This is a genomic window from Monashia sp. NPDC004114 (assembly GCF_053603855.1).
The window spans coordinates 343815-359051 of sequence record NZ_JBSGGK010000002.1 but is presented as its reverse complement, the minus strand read 5'-3'; the positions used below and the strand labels follow the sequence as shown (position 1 = coordinate 359051).

The 15237-nt window shown below is 68.0% G+C and carries 11 protein-coding genes; 7 read left to right on the top strand and 4 right to left on the bottom strand.

Translation table 11 applies throughout. The features are described 5' to 3' along the window. Nucleotides 1–146 precede the first annotated feature (146 nt). Together ACWEOW_RS04415 and ACWEOW_RS04410 are read left to right on the top strand one after the other, a co-directional pair. Nucleotides 147–482, top strand: coding sequence for a helix-turn-helix domain-containing protein (locus tag ACWEOW_RS04415; RefSeq protein WP_452267940.1), 336 nt, complete (start codon nt 147–149; stop codon nt 480–482). Between the two features lie 118 nt (nt 483–600). After that, complete coding sequence (locus ACWEOW_RS04410; protein ID WP_452267939.1) at nt 601–843, top strand: hypothetical protein; 243 nt, start codon at nt 601–603, stop codon at nt 841–843. A 94-nt stretch (nt 844–937) separates the two neighbouring features. On the opposite strand, the gene ACWEOW_RS04405 is transcribed toward ACWEOW_RS04410, so the two are convergent. Beyond that, nucleotides 938–1417 carry a hypothetical protein gene (locus ACWEOW_RS04405; protein WP_452267938.1) on the bottom strand — a complete coding sequence of 160 codons (480 nt, stop codon included), beginning with the start codon at nt 1415–1417 and terminating at the stop codon, nt 938–940. Between the two features lie 270 nt (nt 1418–1687). Between ACWEOW_RS04405 and ACWEOW_RS04400 the strand changes: the two genes are divergently transcribed. Further along, nucleotides 1688–3922 carry an MMPL family transporter gene (locus ACWEOW_RS04400; RefSeq protein WP_452267937.1) on the top strand — a complete coding sequence of 745 codons (2235 nt, stop codon included), beginning with the start codon at nt 1688–1690 and terminating at the stop codon, nt 3920–3922. A 174-nt stretch (nt 3923–4096) separates the two neighbouring features. Here the strand turns inward: ACWEOW_RS04400 and ACWEOW_RS04395 are convergent, their stop codons facing one another. Beyond that, a complete protein-coding gene (locus ACWEOW_RS04395; protein WP_452267936.1) occupies nt 4097–4432 on the bottom strand; it encodes a histone-like nucleoid-structuring protein Lsr2 in 336 nt (111 codons plus the stop codon). Nucleotides 4433–4790: 358 nt separating this feature from the next. On the opposite strand from ACWEOW_RS04395, the gene ACWEOW_RS04390 reads away from it, so the two are divergent. The 4 genes from ACWEOW_RS04390 to ACWEOW_RS04375 all read left to right on the top strand — a co-directional run bounded on the left by ACWEOW_RS04390 (nt 4791) and on the right by ACWEOW_RS04375 (nt 10727). Beyond that, nucleotides 4791–5690 (top strand): ATP-binding protein, encoded by a 900-nt coding sequence (locus ACWEOW_RS04390; RefSeq protein WP_452267935.1) that lies wholly within the window; start codon nt 4791–4793, stop codon nt 5688–5690. 672 nt (nt 5691–6362) lie between these two features. Next, nucleotides 6363–7796, top strand: coding sequence for a sugar transferase (locus ACWEOW_RS04385; protein WP_452267934.1), 1434 nt, complete (start codon nt 6363–6365; stop codon nt 7794–7796). An 81-nt stretch (nt 7797–7877) separates the two neighbouring features. Then, complete coding sequence (locus ACWEOW_RS04380; RefSeq protein ID WP_452267933.1) at nt 7878–8912, top strand: endonuclease/exonuclease/phosphatase family protein; 1035 nt, start codon at nt 7878–7880, stop codon at nt 8910–8912. Nucleotides 8913–9176: 264 nt separating this feature from the next. Further along, nucleotides 9177–10727, top strand: a complete 1551-nt coding sequence (locus ACWEOW_RS04375) for a WecB/TagA/CpsF family glycosyltransferase (protein WP_452267932.1) — start codon at nt 9177–9179, stop codon at nt 10725–10727. 92 nt (nt 10728–10819) lie between these two features. Here the strand turns inward: ACWEOW_RS04375 and ACWEOW_RS04370 are convergent, their stop codons facing one another. Next, nucleotides 10820–13561, bottom strand: coding sequence for an O-antigen ligase family protein (locus tag ACWEOW_RS04370; protein ID WP_452267931.1), 2742 nt, complete (start codon nt 13559–13561; stop codon nt 10820–10822). Nucleotides 13562–13563: 2 nt separating this feature from the next. After that, a complete protein-coding gene (locus ACWEOW_RS04365) occupies nt 13564–15234 on the bottom strand; it encodes a hypothetical protein (protein WP_452267930.1) in 1671 nt (556 codons plus the stop codon). Between the last annotated feature and the right edge of the window lie 3 nt (nt 15235–15237).

The window sequence follows — 15237 nt, the reverse complement described above, 5'->3', positions numbered from 1 at the left end:
TCCTTGTAGTCACAGCCGAACTGGCCGGATCAGGGGGTGACGCGCCGACGGTCGACGCGGCACGTCCCGGGTGCCGGTGTCCGGTTCGTCTTGTCCATCGCAGAGGGGAGATGCGGCTGCCGACCAAACCGGGGCATCATGGGCCGATGAGCACCGATTGGCGTGTTTCTGAGGCTCGACGCATCGTCGGTGCCCGGATGGAAAAGGGTTGGTCCCAGGGCCGCCTCGCCAAAGAGGCCGGGGTCGGCCTGGGCACGGTCTACTCGATCGAGAAGGCGAAGCCAGTGAGGGCAGCGACCCTCCTGATCGTTCGAGGGGCACTCGACCTGGGCGACACTGACGTACCTCCCGAGTCCGATCTGCCATCTGACGTGCGGCTGGTCGTGGAGGCGGTCGCTCTGTGGCTCCATGAGCTCCCCGAGCCGGAGCGGGCGAGAGCCGTGAGTCGGCTCCTGGCCGCGATCTCGACGCCGCAGGAGTGAGCATCGCGAGGCGCACCCTGTGCCTGACGGTGCGGGACCATCCCTGTCGCTGAGATCACGCCCCCTCATTGACCCGACCTGGCCACGTCGGCCCGCGTGCCGGTGCACCCTTGGCTCTATGAGTGATCAGTGGGCGAGCCGCTCCGGAAGCGACGCCGAGCCCTCCGAGCGCGCCACACCTGCGCCATACGGCGCCACGGCTGACGACTATGTCGCTGGTGCTTCAGCCTGCCCGCTGCCGGGCCCCGGCGGCGCTCCAGGCCCGAAGAAGGGCCGACGGGTGATCGTCGTGGCGACCCTGGGGGCTGTGCTCATCGGCGCCCCCACGTTCCTCTTGACCACAGCCTGCTCGACGAGATGAAGCTGCTGTAAGCCGCGAGGGGACAAGGCGAGCCCCCACTCCACGGTGAGTGGGAGCCGCCGTATGCCGCTCGTCGTGGGCTGTGTTGCCTGGGTCAGCCGCAGGACATGTGGTCGAACGACACGGTCACCTTGCCGTTGGCGTTCATTGTGGCCTGGGCGTTGTCGTGGAACTGCAGGTGCGAGCCGTCGCTGCCAATGGCGTTGACGTTGAAAGTGCTGTGTTCGACCCCGTTACGCAGGTTGTTCTCGTCGCCGAACCAGTTGGTGAAGTGACCGGTGTACGACGTCTTCGACGGGTCGTCCGGTGTGAACGTGAACTGGCCCTCGACGGTCCCGGTGAACCACGAGCCGGTCTTGCTGATGGTGCCGTGGAAGATCTGGTTCTCGACTGCGCTGACAGTGCCGGGGTCACCGGTGCACGGGTTTGCGTCGTGGAACACGTCCACGACTCCGTGCTCGTTGTCGGTGAAGGTGGTCGCCCCGTTGCCGCCGGCGGTTGCCGATACGGCCCCGAGGAGCAGAAGCGACGTGGCCGTGGCTGTGGCACAGACGGCTCTGATGCGGAGTCTCATGTGACTCTCCTTGTTGCATGTCGTGCGAGGTCCCCCCGGAGCGGAGCCGACGGCTCCCAAACCACTGTGGGCGCAGCACGTTTCGCGATACGCCCATCAGGAGGATCACAGGAGACTGGCAGGCAGAGCCAAGGTCGCCGGGTTCGACGGGAATCTCTCGCATCGACCGCCGCAGCCGCAGCGCCGGTGTCATCCGAACCTCGCCGGTTTCCTCTCGGGTGAGCCAAACCGGCAACCGGGGTACTTCTTCCTCATGGAGAAGGCTGGTCTATGAGATCGTGGCGCAAGTCCGAGGTCGGCTACTTTGCCAGAATGTACGCCTGGCTCGTGATCAAGCTCCGCTGGTTCGTCGTGCTGGGCTGGGTCACCGCCGCGATCGCAGCCGCCCTGTGGCTGCCGGCCACCACGGCCAGCGCGGACCTGGGCGCGTTCGCGCCTCCGAACAGCCACGCCATCGCGACGGAGTCTGCGTCTGCCAGGGCCTTCGGTTTCCCGATCCTGTCCCGAACCGTGCTGGTGCAACGCGACAAGCACGGTCTGTCGCACGCAGCGCAGCAGCGAGTGGTGGAGCGAGCAGTGGCGGTGGCCGAGGGCACCGCCGGTGACGTCGGTCCCATCGCGGGAGTCCTTCCGATCGTCAATTCGGAGGCGGTCTTCCCGTCGTCCTCCGAGCAGGGCACCACAGCCCTGAGCTACGTTCTCACCAAGCCGGGCACGAGCTTGGCCAACGAAGTCGCCGCGGCGGAAACGTTCGGCCGACAGCACGTGAACCAGCCGGACGACCACCTCGTCGGGGTCACCGGGACGGTCCCCGCGCAGGTCGCCCAGTCCGAGATCCTCTATGGCCACCTGCCGCTGCTCGAGTGCGCCACGCTGGTGGTCGTCATCGGGGTCGTCGCCTTGAAGTTCAGATCGGTCGTCGCTCCGCTGGTGGCGCTGGTGACTGCGGCGGCGTCCTACTTCCTGGCTGTCCGGGTCACCGACTATGTGGGCTGGTTCGTGCAGGGCGGGGTGCCTGAGCAGCTCAAACCGCTGGTGCTCGCCCTCGTGCTGGGCATCGTGACGGACTACGCCATCTTCTTCCTGTCCAGCATGCGTACCGGTCTCGACGCTGGCCTGGACAAGCTGACGGCGGCCAAGACCTCTGCCGCGCAGACCGGTCGGATCGTGCTGGTCGCCGGGATCGCGGTCGCGGCCGGCAGCGCGGCGATGCTCGTCGCGCAGGCGAGCTACTTCCGCGCCTTCGGACCCGTCCTCGCGCTGTCGGTGCTGACCGCGGTGGTCGTCTCGGTGACCTTGCTGCCGGCGCTGCTGGCGATCCTGGGTCGCGTCCTCTACTGGCCCACCCGACCCGGGGGAGCCAGCGCTCCTCACATAGCGCGGGCCGCGGCGCGAGTGCTCACCGTCAGAGTGGTGGCGCTGGTCCTCGGAGGCGCCTGCGTAGTCGGCCTCGCCGCCTTGGGCGCCGGTGTCGACCGCCTGCGCCTGGGCGTGTCCTTCATCGCCGCGCTCCCCGCGGACAGTGAGCCGCACACGGCAGCGCAAGCGGCGGCTTCGGGCTTCGCGCCGGGTATCGTCGCGCCGACTGAGCTGCTGCTGCAGGGCGCTGATATCGGCAGTGACCAGCAGAAGCTCGCCCGACTCGGCCGCGAGCTCGAGCAACAGCCGGGCGTCGCCGGTGTGCTGAGCCCCAGCGCGCTGCCCGCAGACCTCGTGCGGGGCGCCCTCGTGACCCGCACGGGCGACGCCGCTCGCTTCCTCGTCATCCTCGACAAGGACCCGCTGGGCGCCACAGCGATCCACGACCTGAACGATGTGTCGGAGGCGATGCCCGTCCTGCTGCAGCGGGCGGGGCTGGAGGGGGCGCGCTATGGTTTGGCCGGCGACACAGCCGTGTCCAGCGAGCTCGTGGCGGCCACCAACGCCGATCTTCTACGCATCGCGATCGCGGTGCTGTTGGTGAACCTGGCCCTGCTGATGGTGTTCCTGCGTGCTGTCGTCGCACCACTGTTGCTGCTGGCCTCCAGCGTGCTGGCCCTCGCAGCCTCGCTGGGGTGTCTGACGCTGGTCTTCCAAGATCGGCTCGGCCACGACGGGGTGGCGTTCTACGTGCCGTTCGCTGCCTCGGTGCTGCTCCTCTCGCTCGGGTCCGACTACAACATCTACGGCGTCGGCCATGTCTGGACTCGCGCCAACCGCACGTCCCTGCGAAAGGCCATAGCTGAGCGCGTCCCAGAGACGTCCGGTGCAATCACGGCGGCTGGTCTCACGCTGGCGGCGAGCTTCGCGATGCTGGCACTGGTGCCGCTCCGGCAGTTCCGCGAGCTGGCGTTCGTCATGGGCCTGGGGGTCCTCATCGACGCACTCGTCGTGCGCACTGTCCTGGTTCCCGCACTCCTCACGCTCTTGGGCAGCTTCAGCGCCTGGCCGCGAAAGCTCCACGGCGCCCGGACCGAGCGCACACCCGCGAGCCGACCCTCGACTGCCTCGGGCCGAGGATCGTGACGCTGGTGGACCGGATGCGCACGCCACGACCCGACGTGCCGGCTGCCCGAGACCGCAACACCCGGAAAGCGACGCTTTTCGCGACACCTGGCTCACGCGGCCCAGGCTGAATGCCTCCAGTGCCAACGCGGACACGCTCGACAGAGCGTGTCCGCGTTTCGGGCCCAACCGACCTCAGCGTGCTTTCGCGTACGCCTTCTGAATGTCCTGGCTGATACGGCCACGGTCCGACACGGTGTAGCCATTGTCCCGGGCCCACTGCCTTATCGCCGCAACGTGCGTCTTGTCGGTCTTCGCCTTCGAGGCGGACGATCCGATGCGGCTGCCCCTGACCCGCCGCGCGTGGTCCATGTAGGGAGCGAGGCTCTCTCGCAGCTTCTTGGCGTTCCTGTCGTTGAGATCGATCTCGTAGGACACCCCATCGACGGCAAATCGGACGGTCTCTCCACCCTGCGTGATCTCCTTGCCGTCGATGTCGTCAACGAGCTTGGTGATGACTTGCTGTGCCACATGCACTCCTCATCGGCTGGCCCTGTCCCTAGAAGAATAGGGCGGCAGACCTCGAGAACCAAGACGGTGAGTAAGGAGCCTTGCCTAAATAGCGGGGAATGCGCAGGAAACGTCCCCGAAAGACTCGGCGCGCGGGCTTGGTTTATGACAGGACGCAAGAAACCACCATCAGAACCGGCCGCGTATCCAGGCTTGCTGCGTCGGGCCGGAGCAGTCGAGCGCGGCCGGCTCCGGCACGTCCGAGCGGCACGTTCGCGACATCCGGGCCCGACCTGCGGTGTGGCCGCGGCGCGCTGTCCGCGGTCGCAAATGGCCCGCAGGAGGTCCTGTAGGTCGGGCGCGGACCTATCCTGGCGAGGTGGCGCACACGGTCGCGAGCAGACCGGTCCCGGACGGGGACACGTGGGTACGGTCCGCGCTGGCGCGGCTCGGCCAGGTGCCCGGGGTCCATCGGGCGGGGCTGGCCCTGGCCGAAGGTGGTGGACGACGGCTGCTCTTCTGCGCGAGCGACCGCGACAATCGACGCAGCGTCGACTGGTGCGAGGTCGACGCATACGAGGATGTCCCCCTGAACCATTCCGTGCGCACCGGCGAGGCGGTGGTGGGCTCCTTGGAGGACCTGGCCGAGCGCTATCGCGCTTTCACCGACCGGCAGCCCCCGAAGACCCGCGCGCTCGCGGCGCTGCCGATCTTCGCAGCCGGCCACGTCCAGGGCGGATTCGCACTGTTCTACGACGCGCCGCAGCACTTCGACCGTGCACAGCTGAGCCAGCTCGAGGAACTCGGGGCGAGGCTGGGGGCCGACCTGCGCCGCGTCCAACGTGCGACCACCCATGCCAGCAGATCCCTCGAGGACGAGCCGATGCCACTCGGCGCACATGCGGCCACGTACTCTGTTGCCGCGGACCCCCGGGCAGTCGCCCCCGCGCGGCATTTCGTGCAGAGCACCCTCGCGTCGTGGGGTGTCGGCGAGGCCACCGCCTACAGCGCGGTCCTGTGCCTGAGCGAGCTGGTGACCAACGCGATCATCCACACCGATGCCGGCTGCGAGCTCCGTGTCGTGCTCGACCGCGGCGTGCTCACCACGACCGTCCGCGACGGCGGCTCGACCGTTGTGGTCGATCCAAGCAGCGTCACCGAGGACCCGCTCGCCGTGCACGGTCGTGGGCTTCAGCTCGTGGACGCGCTCTCGACGAGGTGGGGCTCGGAACTGGACGCCGTCGGGATGACCGTGTGGTTCGTGCTCGAGTCGGTGTGATCCGGCGATTGGTAGCTCAATTCCTCGCCAGCTCAACACTGTGACTTGTTGGAAAACCCAGCAGTCCAGCCCAGGTTGGAGGCACAGTGACCTCGGCGGCGGGGAGGAACGGGAGGAGATTGCGCCTCGATGTGGGCGTCGGGTGGGGGCGCGAGGCGCGACGACCAAACCGCAAAGCCGAGACCGGTACGTGAGCCTTTGTTTCGTCGGACCGGTCGACAGGTGCCCGGGACCACATCGCTGGTCCCGGGCACGCCTGTTCCTCCATGTGCCGGTCCACGCTCCCGTCAGCGAGGTGGGTCACCGGCGTGGCGCTCCACTAGTGCGCACGGATTCGCCGAGCGGTGAAGCGGAGAGGCACCACTCTCGGGAGAGGGGGTCAGCGTGGTGCCTCTCCACTCCTCACATCACGAAGTGACATCCCATCGTTACGCCGATATGCGGAGTACATAACAGCCGAATTCCGCACCACCGCAGACTAATTCGCGCAAACTCCACCACTTTTCGGTCTTCGTCGACGCGATCCGGATGCCGCGGGCATACTCGCAACAGGCTACTGGGGGTGGTTCTCGACGAGGGAGTGCGCCCTTCGCTGGGTGCAGGGGTGGGGGATATATGGCGCAGCCCGTGCGCGAGCCAGGGGCTGTACTTCTCGGGTTGAGCGCGCGTCCGGTGACCCAGCCCCTCAGCGAGCGGTCCCGGGGTGTTCGCCTGCTGCAGTGGGGGATCGCGGCCGGCGACCTCGTTGTCATCGCCACGTCGATGGTGCTGGCCGCGGCCGGACGCATGAGCCTCGAGATCTTCTCGGCCGCCAGCGACCTCAACGCGGTGGCGCAGTCGGTCGGCGTCTGGATCATTGCCGGCTGGATGCTGGTCAACTACTTCATGGGGACCTACGCGAGCATGTATGTCGGGGTCGGCACTCGCGAGTATGCCCGGGTCGGGTCGGCTGCTGCGCTCACGGCCGGTGCGATCGGGATCATGAGCTACGTGACGAAGTTCAACCTGTCCCGTGGGTTCTTCGTTCTCCTCTTCGGCATCGGGTTGCCGCTGTTGCTGCTGTGGCGGTGGTGCGCCCGTGGTCTCGTGCACCGTGTCCGGGCCCGAGGACATCTGATGACCCGCGTGGTGGTCTGCGGGTCGGCGGGGCACGTCGACGACGTCGTCACGGTGCTCAGGCGCGAGTCGCGGCTCGGCTACAGCATCATCGGCGCCCTCACGCCCGCCGATCAGGCAGGCGGCAGCACCCCACTCGGTGTGCGCATCCTCGGCGACACGTCGCGCACGGCTGCATCGGTGCTCTCCGCGGCGGCTGACCTCGTCGTCTTCACCGAGGGTGCATTTCCGTCGCCTGTGGACTTCCGCCGCATTGCGTGGGACCTCGAGGGACACCACGTGCAGATGGCGGTTGTCCCGAGCCTCAGCGACATCTCCTCCGGCCGAATCGCGATGCGGCCTGTTGGGGGGCTGCCCCTCGTGCACGTCGAGCAGCCGCAGGGCCTTGCCGCCTCCCGCGGCCTGAAGCGGATGTTCGACGTGCTGGGAGGCAGCCTGCTGCTCGTGCTGTCCTCGCCGTTGCTGCTCGTCGTGGCGCTCACCATCAAGCTCCACGACAGGGGACCGGTCCTCTTCCGCCAGATCCGCGTCGGGCGCGACGGCGAGCTCTTCGAATGTCTGAAGTTCCGGAGCATGATGGTCGACGCCGAGGCCCGGCTCAACGCTGTCGCGCATCTCAACCAGACTGATGGCGTCCTCTTCAAGGCGCAGAGCGACCCGCGAATCACCACCGTAGGCAGGGTGATCCGGCGCTACTCCATCGACGAGCTGCCCCAGCTGGTCAACGTCATCACCGGCCACATGAGCCTGGTCGGACCGCGCCCTGCTCTGCCGTCGGAAGTTCGCCAGTACGCGCCGGACATGAAGCGGCGCCTCCGCGTCCGACCTGGGATGACCGGCCTATGGCAGGTCTCCGGTCGCAGCGACCTGTCGTGGGACGACGCCGTGCGCCTCGATCTCTACTACGTCGACAACTGGTCGATCGTCCAAGACCTGTCGATCCTTCTCAGGACCATCCGGGCTGTCGTTGCGTCACGCGGGGCCTACTGAACACCAGCCGGACCCACCGGATCAAGCCCGGCCGAGGCACACGTCTCAGCGCCCACACCGACCGAAAGGAGCGACAGGGTCTTGACTCCCGAGGCCGCGCGTCTGCCCGCGTCGAGACGCTGGGCGTCGTTGGTGCTGTGGGCTGTTGCGGCGGCCAGCCTCGTCCTCGCCGCTGCCTTGACCGTCCTGCGTTGCGCCGACCCGAGCCAGCCGCGGCTCATCGAGCTGGCCGCCTTGGCACCCGTGAGCATTCCGATCGCGTTGGTGACGATCAGCGCGTCCGCTGCCGCGTGGATCGTCCAGGGCAGGAGCAGATCCGGCGCCCGGGCGGCGGCGTGCGGCGCCGCGGCGGGGTCAACGCTGCTCGTTGCCCATCTTGTGTGGCTCGCACCACTCTTCCTGGGAGACACTGCCAGTCCGTCCGGACCGCACGTTGTAGTGCTTGCGCAAAATTTCGAGTACGGCGATGCCGGTTCTCTGGCCCAGCTGGCGCGCTCGAGCGGAGCCGAGGTCGTGGTCCTGAGCGACCTGCCGCCCAACCAGCTCGCAGCCCTGCGCCGTACCGATCTTCTCGACCGCTACACCTACCAGGTCGGCATTAATCGGGACGGCCCGGACGGGACGGTCATTCTCAGCACGTACCCGTTGATCGAATTGGCGCGAATATCCGATGGAGCCGATTCACGGCTCGTTCGCGTGGACGCGCATGAATTAGGCGGTTTCGACCTCGTTGCGGTCCATATGACGCCGCCCTACCAAGGAGACTCATGGGCGCGGGAGTATGCCGTGATGGAGTCTTTCCTGGGGGCGACCTTCGGAGCTGACACAAAAGCGTCCGTGGTCATGGCGGGAGACTTCAACGCAACTCCGAACAACGCCCCCTTCCGGCGCATTCTCGACCTAGGCTTCCAAGATGGTGTGGACCAGGTCAATGGGGGCTATCAGCCTACGTGGCCCGCGGGAGCAGCCAAGCGGCAGTGGGGGATTGGCGTTCCGCTACTCGTACAGATAGACCACGTCCTAGTGTCCCGAGGCCTGGCTGTAAGCGGCCTTCGCAGCGTGCAGGTACGCGGGTCAGACCACCTTGGACTCGTGGTTCAGGTCGGCCGGGCCTAAGCGTCTCTCAATTCTCGAAATTCCCGCGCACCACGACCGGCGATGTCAAACTGTCGCCAGGGGCAGTTTCCCGGGGGGCGGGAGAGGAGAACTGGCATGGTGATGTCACGACGCACTCTTGGCGGGGTTTCGGTCGACCTGTGCGAGGAAACGGATGTATTCGACATCCTGACCGAAGCAGTACAATCGTCAAAGAAACCGGCACTCGCCATCGCTTCGGCAAATCTGGACCATATCTACACTTTCTCGCGGGCGCGTTCCGAGTTGAGCGGAGTACTGCACGACGGGCCTGACCTCAGATGGCTGGTCCTCGCCGATGGCGTGCCACTGCTGGCCAAGGCTCGGCGGGTCACCGGGCATCGATGGCCTCGACTGGCCGGCGCTGACCTGCTTCTTCCGATCCTCACGAACGCAGCCGCCATGGGAGTCACGGTCGGCTTCCTCGGCGGCACCAATGAGATGCATGACGCCCTCGCCGCACGCCTCCAGTCCCTGCTTCCGAGCCTCAAGGTTGGCGGCTACTGGGCTCCGTCGCGATCTCAGATCGACGATCCGCAGCGGAGCGTCGGACTCGCGGACGACGTGGCGCGCGCCAAGGTGCAGATCCTCGTGGTCGGGCTCGGCAAGCCGTTCCAGGAACGGTGGATCCAGGCCTATGCCGCGCGAACGAAGGCACGAGTGCTCCTCGCATTCGGTGCTGCGGCGGGCTTCGTTGCGGGAGTGGACCATCGGGCACCGGCGGCCCTGCAGCAGCGGGGGCTCGAGTGGGCCTATCGGCTGGCACGGGAACCGCGGCGACTCGCACGCCGCTACCTGGTGCAGGGCCCGCCAACAGCCCTGCGTCTGGCCCATCGTCCGTCGACCCACCTCCCCGAACCGCACCACTCGCCTCGAGACGTGCGACGGGTCGCGGTGGTTGTCGTCACCCACAACAACGAGAGGGATATCGCGCGACTTCTGGATTCGGTGCCCCACGCCGCGCCCGGCCTCGACGTGGTCACCCTTGTCGTCGACAACGGCTCGACCGACGGGACGCGAGTCCTTGCGTCGCGGCCGGACGTAACGCTGATCGAAACCGGCAGCAACCTCGGATTTGCCGGTGGCATCAACGTGGCGAGGCGCTCGCTTCCCGATGGGATCGACGCATTGGCGATTCTCAATCCGGATCTGGTCCTCGGCCAGGGGTCTCTGACCCGGCTTGCGCAGGCGCTCTCCGAGCGTGACGTCGGGGTGTGCGTCCCGACGATCTTCAACCCGGATGGAAGCGTCTACCAGTCCCTGCACCGTGAGCCGACGGTCATGCGAGCCGTGGGCGAGGCCGCCTTCGGAAGCCATTGGAGGACAAGGCCGGCCATGCTCAGCGATACAGTTCGGTCGGATGCCGCGTACGTGACAGGTGGCACTGTCGACTGGGCCAGCGGGGCATGCTGGATGGTCGCCAGCGACTGTGACCGTGAGGTCGGACCCTGGGACGAGAGCTTCTTCCTCTACTCCGAGGAGGTTGACTACGCGCGCCGCGTCCGCAGCACCGGCTTTGCCATCGAGTTCGTCCCAGGAGCAGCAGTGAAGCACGTCGGCGGAGGGTCTGGGGGGCCGTCGGACCTGGGCGCCCTCATGGCTGTCAACCGTGTTCGCGACTACGAACGTCACCATGGGCACGCGGCATCGGTGGCTTTCCGGGCGGCGGTGGAGCTGCACTACGTTCTCCGATCGGTGCGCCACGGGGACAGGCGAGCACTCGCCGCCGTTGCACGCCGGTCATCGTGGGCCAGCTTGCCGGGCGGCCAGGACCGGGACCATGAACTCGTGGGATGAGCCACTCGGCAGGTGCGGCGCCGGCGACGAGGAGCTATGTTCTGGCGCTCCGTGTGCGAGCTAGGCGTGCCGACAGGGCCGTCCTCCGGGGATCAGCCCGTGAATGCTGGGAAGTCCACGCCCAGCACGGCGCTTCTCCACACGGCATACCTCTGGGCCCAGGAGTGGGTGGCGTAGAACTGGCTCCGTTCGGCCTCGGTCTGCTGCGGCAGGCTGGCCGCCTGCAGGATGGCGGGCGCCATCGAGTCACCGGGGGAGACGATGAGGCACCGGTCGCTCACATCGCGCAGCGGCGGTAGGTCGCTTGCAACGACCGGCCTTCCCGCACCGAGGTATTCGTAGAGCTTGAGGGGGCTCATCGCCCGCGACATCGGGGTCTCCCGGTGCGGTATCAGGCAGACCTCGGACGCGGCTGCCATGGCGAGCGCCTGGCTCCGAGGGACCGGGGGTCTGATCTGCACGTTGGGCTCCTCCGACAAGGCCCGGAACAGGTCAGGCTCGTGCATGGGCCCCACCAGGACCAGGGTCCAGTCAGGCAGGTCGCGAGCCGCGCGTCGCAGCACGTCGACGTCAACCCGACGCTCGAGCGCCCCCGCGTAGAACGCGACCGGCCTGTCGAGCCCCCTGAACCAGGACGGAACCGGCGGGAGCGCGAGGAAGTCGCCTGGGGCAATTCCGTTGGGCACCACGGTGGCCCGGTGAGATCCGACGTGACCGACCACCGCCTTGCTCACGCCGATGACGTGGACGTCACGACGCGCCATCTGCGCATAGCTCCACGCATACAGGCGCCGAGACGGCTCGAAGGGCGGGTACTCGAGCCAGTCATCCCACGCGTAGTACACGACGTCGCGCCATCGGGTGCGGTCAGCGACCGCAGCATGAACCGGATGACACGTGACGAGCACGGAGGAGCCCGGATCGGTCACCTGGCCGCCCAGCCACCAGTCGAACGCACTGTATGCCGTCGCAGTGGACATGCCTGTGGTGTCGCCTCGTCGCCACCGCACCGGCCGGACCAGCCGACGCGAGGGGTCGTCGGGAAAGCCGTGGTCCGGCTCGATGTCACGCCGCCGAAAGCGTGCCAGCCGGCTGCGCAACGGGTCTGACAGCACCACAGATGGCACGGTGTCGTCCGCCAGTACGTGCCGCGCCATCTGGTCTGCAGACCACGAGAAGTCGCGCCGAACCGCATCGGCCCACGTGTGGTAGGCGAACGCGAACACCACAGAAGGCACGGCCGGCACGGCATGGTCCGGCCGGGCGATCGCCGACGACAAGTCACCCGGGTCGTGCGTCGCGACGCTGGATCGGGGCCGGTCGGCCGTCGAGGCCGCTGCGCCTCTCGAGGCGAGCGCCACGGCTGGAGTCGAGTCCCCACTTTCGTGCACTAGGTCCACTGTGCTCGCCTCCTCCCGCGCCCTGGCGATGCCCCACAGGGCGCCGGCGCAGCCCAGGACGAGTGCGAAAGTGAAGAACGTCTGCCGGAAAGAGAACTCGTCGAACGTCGCCGCGGAGATCGCCACGGCCGCGATTGACGCCGCCAGGGCCTGCCCGAGGCCCCGTTCGGCCTCGTCGGTCGACCGCTTGCGGTAGCCGCGCGCCAGACTCATGCCGACCACGAAGATGGCGACCAGCACGGCCAAGGAAACGAAGCCGCCCTCGAGCAGGGTAAGGATGTACTGGTTGTCCACGTAGAAGTACTGCGTGGGGCCGAAGGTGCCAAAGCCACGCCCGAGCAGCTCGTGGCCAGAGATCAGCGCGGGAATCCGGTCGTAGTCGTCAGTGCGCGCCGTGATGCTGGAGTCCGACGAGCCGGCGAAGAGGAAGTACTCGAGCGTGCCGAGGATCCCGGGCACGGCCGCTCGGAAAAGCACGAGCCCGACCACGCCAGCAAGCACGCCGTTCAGCCTCTGACGCGGGCTCAGCTGGACGGCATACACGCCCAGCGCAACCGAGAGGGCGACGATCCCCGAACGGGACACGGTCATCGGGATGACCGCGAGGATCGCGACGAACGCCAGCCATGCTGCGGCACGGCGCGACCGTCCAGTCGCCTTGAGGGCGAAGTGCAGAGCGATCGGCGCCACCGCCACGAGCACGACGGCGTACTCGATGGGATGGGATGCTCCGCCCTGAACGCGCACGAACCCGGCCCGCGTGTCGACATAGTCGTCGGTGTCAGATGTGAGCCCGGGCAGCTGCATCGCGGTGCGGTACTCGAGGCCCAGGCCGAACTCGACGATCCCGATCAGGGCAGACAAGCCCGCGAGCACCACGAGCCGGAACAGGGTGCGTTCGACCATCTCCCGCGAACGCAGCCCGTCCACGGCGAACAAAGCGATGCCCATGACGGCCGCGAGCGGGAAGAGTGCGCGGACCGCGCCGTTGCTCTCCTCCGGCGCGAGGACTCGGAGCATGCCGGCCGCGAACGCCATGCCCGTGGTCATCGCCCAGGCCAGGAGCAGCCACCGGACCGGGTGACCCGAACGGGCGGGCAGCAGCCCGAGGACCCGGCCGGCACCCCAGAGCGCCAGCGCCAGGAGGCCGATCAGCTCTGCGGGGTTTCCCACCGACTTGAGGGGACCCACGATGACGTATCCACCGGGGATCAGGAACAGTGCCGTCAGCATGACCGTCAGCACGGACACCGGGTCGCGCCGTGACAGGGAGATCGCGCTGAGCACGAGAATGAACGAGATGCCCAAGGCGGCACCCAAGGGCACCAAGGGATTGCGTGCGAACGGCGAGGCGATGAGTCCGACCGCTGCAATGCCGATGACGACAAGCAGGACCGCCACCGTGGCGTGGTGCCGGAATCGGGCCAGCTTCATGGCTAGCGAGCGGACGAGACCGGGTCGCCTCTGCGGTCCTGCTCCGCGCCGCCCTCATCCGTCGCCTCGTCGGCGACCTGCGTGGCGACCTCCGCGGCGACCTCCGCGGTCGGCGGCTTCGGAGCAGAGCGCGTGCGGGTGCGTCGGCGGGGTGGCGAAGGCTTCGCCGGGGCAGGCGCGATCGGGACGGCCTGCGGTGGCTCCGCAGGCTCTTCAGTGCGGTGACCGTTGAGCGGAGCTTGCGCCGGTCCCGAGGCGGCCTGGTGGTCGCCATTGAGCTGGCCCGCGGCCCTCGAGCGCGCCCGGGCAGCGGGTCGGGGGCGGTGTCCGTTGGCGACGGCGACCTGCCCGTCAGCCGCCTCCACCCTGACCTCGGGCTCGTTGGGCTGGGCGGCCTCCTTGGGCTGCCTGGCCTGCTCGGGCTTCTCGGCCTGCTCGGGCTTCTCGGCCTGCTCGGCCTGCTCGGGCTGCTCGGCCTGCTCGGCCTGCTCGGGCTGCTCGGGCTGCTCGGGCTGCTCGGGCTGCTCGGACCCCGCTGCCTCTTGCGCCTCCTCCTCCGTGGCGATGGGCTGCTCGGGCGGTTGGGCCTTGTCGGCCTCGCCATTCTCGCCAACGGCCGAGGGGGACTCAGGATCGGGCTCCTCGGCGGTGGCCCGCCCGGCCTCGGACGAAACGGGGTTCCAGTAGTCCTCCTCCACGTCCTCGGACTCGTCCGCAGGCTGGTCGACGGGTACTACCTCGAGCCTCGACGGCTGGTCGACGACCGGCGGTGCCTCGGTCACCGATGGCTGGTCTTCGCTGCGCCTGTCGAGCTTCGCCCACCACTCCTCGAGCCGAACGCCGTTGTCACTGCTGACTTCTGACGGCGGTCCCACGGGGCTGCCATTCAGCGGCTCTGCAACGGCGGTCGACCCTGACCTGACAGCAGCCTCCACCGGCGCCGGAGCAGCGAGACTCTGCGAATGGCGTCCGCCCCAGCGCCGCGGAAGACGCAGGCGACGTCTTCGCGGGCCTCGCAGCGCTGCCTTGCGCTTGCGACGCTGGATCATGCGGTCGACGACGATCGACAGTGCTGCTCCGGCCGTGAGACCCACAGCGCCGACCGCGACCAGCAGCTTCATCGTCGATGGTGGGGGCAGCAGCTCCACCTGTGTCCGTGACGTGACGAACGTCGTGTACTGCGACACCTCAGGTGCTCCGGCCCTCTGCTGGATGCCGGCCGCCTTGCCTGGGGCGGCCGCCAGCACGGCATCGACGACCGAGCGCACCCCCGCCTCGTTCGGGCCGTAGGTCTGAACGGCATACACGCTGGTTCCCTGCTGCGGCAGCAGAACTGAGAAGAGGCTCTTGCTCTCAGGCTGGTCCGGAGCAGCTCCCGTGTTGCCCACGCCGCCCAGCGCCACCTGAGTCGCCGCCGACATGAAGTCGGCGATCAGCGCCTCGCCCACCAGGACTCCGTTGTTGGCGCCGAGCGGGTTGGCGTTGCGTGGGTCCGGCTTGGTGGGGGAGATCGCCTCTCCATGCGTGAACACCAGGGCGTAGCTGCCGAAGGCGTGGTAGACGGGGTGCTGCTGGCGGACGAGGCCCGCGCCTGCTGCAGCCGTCAGGAGGAGGACCGGCAGCATGACCCACCACCTCTTGACGCACACCATGACGACGTCGAGTGCATCCACGCG

What these genes read in the sequence shown, in the direction of transcription:
- ACWEOW_RS04410 (WP_452267939.1), top strand. Translation starts at nt 601, where the DNA reads ATGAGTGATCAGTGGGCGAGCCGCTCCGGAAGCGACGCCGAGCCCTCC.
- ACWEOW_RS04400 (WP_452267937.1), top strand. Translation starts at nt 1,688, where the DNA reads ATGAGATCGTGGCGCAAGTCCGAGGTCGGCTACTTTGCCAGAATGTAC.
- ACWEOW_RS04415 (WP_452267940.1), top strand. Translation starts at nt 147, where the DNA reads ATGAGCACCGATTGGCGTGTTTCTGAGGCTCGACGCATCGTCGGTGCC.
- ACWEOW_RS04370 (WP_452267931.1), bottom strand. Translation starts at nt 13,561, where the DNA reads ATGAAGCTGGCCCGATTCCGGCACCACGCCACGGTGGCGGTCCTGCTT.
- ACWEOW_RS04405 (WP_452267938.1), bottom strand. Translation starts at nt 1,417, where the DNA reads ATGAGACTCCGCATCAGAGCCGTCTGTGCCACAGCCACGGCCACGTCG.